Raw genomic sequence first — 3,709 nt, 5'->3', positions numbered from 1 at the left:
CTCCGATGGGGAGACCCACCGGAACGTGTCGCCCTGGGCGAGGGTTCGGCCGGTGTCGAAGGCCCCCGCGTCGGCCGTGACCGTGTGCCCGGCCTCGAGCGCCCGCCAGACCACGGCCGTCCCCGGCGCGATCCGCACCTCGGCCGGCGTGAACCTGAGGTCCCTGATCGTCACCTCGGTATCGCCGACCTGCGCAGCGGCGGGCGCGCCCCAGACCGCCGCGAGCGCGGCGAGCAGGGCGAGCGACGTCCGGACGATGCGCGCTGCGGCCACTACCCGACGACGATCGTCCCGCGCATGAACTCGTGGTTCAGGCAGGCGAACGCGTACGTCCCGGCGACCGGGAACTCGGCGTCGAAGCGGTGCAGGACGCGGCTCCCGTCCGGGAGCTTCGCGAACCAGTCGGGCGTGTCCTCCGGGCTCATCCAGCCGGACATGTGCACGGCTCCCGGGACGACCACGTCGCCGGGCGAGCGGTTCGGCCTGCCCATGTAGGCGGACAGGAGCATCTCGGGCAGGGCGCCCACCGGACACCCCCTCCGGACACCGGCCGGCTGCGTGCGCTCGGCCACCCGAGCCGGGACGTAGCTGAACGGCACCCCGGGGAGCCCGCCGGACCGGTCGTCCACGTCGCACGCCCACGGGAACGCCCACCCGGTCATCCCCCACGGCACCCCGGACGTGTTGACGGGCCCGGGTGCGCAGACCTGCGCGTCGCAGGAGCCGAGCGCGTAGAAACCGCCCTGCGCGTCGGCCGGGAACGCCACCGAGCTCGGGTCGTGCGTGCCGCCCTCGAAGCGGACGTGCTCGCCCGCGTCGACCGGCAGGGAGACCGGCATGAACTCGTGGATGTCCACGCGTCCGGTGCTCCCGCCGACCTGGACGACCCACTCCTCGGCCGCCGGGTCCCACGCCGAGTCGACGTCGTTGAGCCGGGCGCGCAGCCGCTCGGCCTCCGCCTGGTCGGCGAGGATGGCCGCGTCGATCTCCTCGGGCGTCGGGTTGGACACCTCCTCGGAGTCGGGCACCACCTTCAGCTCGCCGACCATGTCGGGGTGGATCTTGCAGAAGAACGGGTAGCTCCCCGGCTCGAGGTCGACAACGGCCGAGAAGGTGGAGTCGGGGTCGGGGATGCTGAAGAACCGGTCGAACAGGCTCGAGGAGAGCTGTCCCCCGATGGCCTCCTCGTCCAGGACGCAGGCCGGCTGGTCGGGCTCGTTCCAGTAGCTCCCGCGGCCGCAAGCCTTCGACTCGTCGCCGAGCTCGTGTCCGAACAGCCACGGCTCGTCGAACGCCACGTGGCCCGGGTACTCGTCGTCGCGGAAAACGCGCTCGGGCAGGGAGCCGAACGACACCGTGTGCCAGCCGTAGGACCCGGGGAACGTCCACCGGACCACGTCGCCCCGCTTCGCCTCGACCGTGTCCGGATAGAAGGCGGTGTGCACGAACGGACCCGTCGCCCCACCGGGAGCCCGCGCGCCCGCGAGCACCTCCCGGACCACCACCTCGTCCGCCTGGACGGTGGATGGGACCGCGGTCCCGGACAAGAGCAGCACAGCCACAACGATCCTGCGGACCATCTGGCACCTCCCCTGAACCCCAGCTCCCCGGGCGGCAGCGGCCGGGACGGCCGCAGGTACCGCGCAGAGGGTTTCTACGCGGCTCCGCCACCTCCTGCCGCCGCCCGGTGATCCCGACGGGGCCGGGCCGTCCGGCTACATACTGGCCGCACGATGGCTGAGGACCGGGCGCCGCACACCGCCTTCGTGCTCGGCGGCGGCGGACACAACGGCGCCTACGAGGTCGGGATGCTCCGCGCCCTCCTCGAGCGCGGCGTCCGCCCCGACCTCGTCGTCGGGACATCGGTGGGCGCCCTGAACGGCGCGGCCGTCGCCGCCGACCCGTCTCTCGAGATGGTCGCCCGTCTGCGCGAGGCCTGGGTCAGCCTGAACCAGCAGAGCGTGTTCGGCGGGTCGATCCTCGCCGGCGCGGCGCACTTCGTGCGCAGCCGCACCCACATGCACTCCAACGCCGGGCTGCGCAGGCTGATCGACACGCTGCTCCCGGCGCGCACCTTCGACGAGCTCGCCGTCCCCTTCCAATGCGTGGCCGCATCGATCGAGCGGGCCGAGGAGCGCTGGTTCGACTCCGGACCCCTGGCCGACGCCATCCTCGCCTCTGCCGCCATCCCCGGCGTGCTCCCGCCGGTGAGGATCGGCGACCAGCACTACATCGACGGGGGCGTCGTCAACAGCATCCCGGTGTCGCGGGCGGTGGACCTCGGCGCGCGGGAGATCTGGGTGCTGCACGTGGGCCGGATCGACGCGCCGCTCACCGCCCCCCGGACCCCCCTGCAGGTGGCCCTCGTCACGTTCGAGATAGCGCGCCGCCACCGGTTCGCCCGGGACCTGGGCTCCCTGCCCGAGGGGGTCGTCGCCCACGTGCTACCCACCGGGGAGCCGAAGCGTCCGAGCCTCAAGCAGCTCAACTACCGCGACTTCAAGGCGGTCTCACGCCGCATCGAGCGCGCCTACGGCGAGGCGTGCAAGTATCTGGACAGGGTGCTCGGGGACTGAGGGGGAGCGGGCGTGGACCGGTTGCCGCCACGGATCGTGCGCAGGTTGGTGCTCGCCCCGCTCGCGGTCCTCATCTGCATCGCGATACTCGCCGTCTCGCCCGCGCTCCTCGCCGCCGCGGCCGTGGCCGACCTCTTCCTGCCGGGCAGCTGGCGCACGACGCGCCTCGTCGCCTTCGTCGTCTGCTACCTCGTCCTGGAACTGGTCGGGTTCGCGGCGATGCTCGTCCTGTGGGTGGCCAGCGGTTTCGGGGTCGCGATGCGCTCGGACCGGGTCCAGGGCTGGCACTACGGGTTCATGGCCTGGTGGCTGCGGATGATGGACGGGGTCGTCCGGCGTCTGTTCCGTCTGCGCATCCACATCGAGGAGCGTCCGGTGCCTCGTCCCGGACCGGTGCTCGTGTTCAGCCGCCACGCCGGACCGGGCAACTCCCTGCTGCTGATAGGCACGATCCTGGTCGGGTACGGACGGCGTCCCCGCATCGTGATGCTCGCCAAGCTCCAGTGGGAGCCCCTGTACGACATCATGCTGAACCGGGTGCCGAACCGGTTCATCCGACACGACCCGTCCCGGCGCCACCTCTACATGGACGCGATCGCCGGGCTCGCCACCGGCCTGGGCGACAGCGACGCCTTCGTGCTGTTCCCGGAGGGCAAGGACTTCACCCCGCGCGTGCGCCGGCGGGCCATCGAGTACCTGCGGGGCAAGGGCCACGAGCAGGCGGCGGACCGCGCGGAACGCATGGAGCACGTCCTCCCCCCGCGCCACGGGGGCGTGATGGCCGCGCTCAACGCGGCCCCCGATGCCGACGTCGTCTTCGTCGCCCACGCCGTGCTCGAGGACATCGGCACCTTCAAGCAGATCTGGAGCAGCATCCCGCTCACCCACCCGGTGCGGGCCCGCTACTGGCGGGTGCCGGCCGCCGAGGTGCCGCGCGACGAGCAGGAGCTCATCGAGTGGCTCTACGACTGGTGGGAGCGGATAGACGCCTGGCTGACCGAGCACGTGGCCGCGGTCTGAGCGGCTAGGCGCAGCAGGTGTCCTCGAGGGCCTCGGCCCTCCACGTGCGCACGCCTTCGGTGGCGGCGAGCCCGGCGATGGCGATGGCGGCGGCCGGGTCGGCCCACCACCAC

At 72.5% G+C, this 3,709-nt stretch carries 4 protein-coding genes; 2 read left to right on the top strand and 2 right to left on the bottom strand.

Features of this window, described 5'->3' with window-relative positions:
• Positions 1-273: hypothetical protein (locus VM840_13145; protein HVL82529.1), on the bottom strand; the 273-nt coding region annotated here is incomplete at its 3' end.
• Positions 273-1,580: a hypothetical protein gene (locus tag VM840_13140; protein ID HVL82528.1), complete on the bottom strand. Its 1,308-nt coding sequence runs from the start codon at positions 1,578-1,580 to the stop codon at positions 273-275. The genes VM840_13140 and VM840_13145, both read right to left, overlap by 1 nt.
• Positions 1,581-1,733: 153 nt before the next feature.
• Here VM840_13140 and VM840_13135 point away from each other — a divergent pair, with 153 nt between their 5' ends.
• Positions 1,734-2,576, top strand: coding sequence for a patatin-like phospholipase family protein (locus tag VM840_13135; GenBank protein ID HVL82527.1), 843 nt, complete (start codon positions 1,734-1,736; stop codon positions 2,574-2,576).
• Between the two features lie 12 nt (positions 2,577-2,588).
• Entirely contained in the window at positions 2,589-3,596 is a 1,008-nt protein-coding gene (locus tag VM840_13130) for a 1-acyl-sn-glycerol-3-phosphate acyltransferase (protein ID HVL82526.1), read from the top strand.
• Positions 3,597-3,709 lie beyond the last annotated feature (113 nt).

The sequence above is a fragment of the Actinomycetota bacterium genome (assembly GCA_035540895.1).
Taxonomy (GTDB): domain Bacteria; phylum Actinomycetota; class JAICYB01; order JAICYB01; family JAICYB01; genus DATLFR01.
This window is presented reverse-complemented; position numbering and strand designations above follow the sequence as displayed.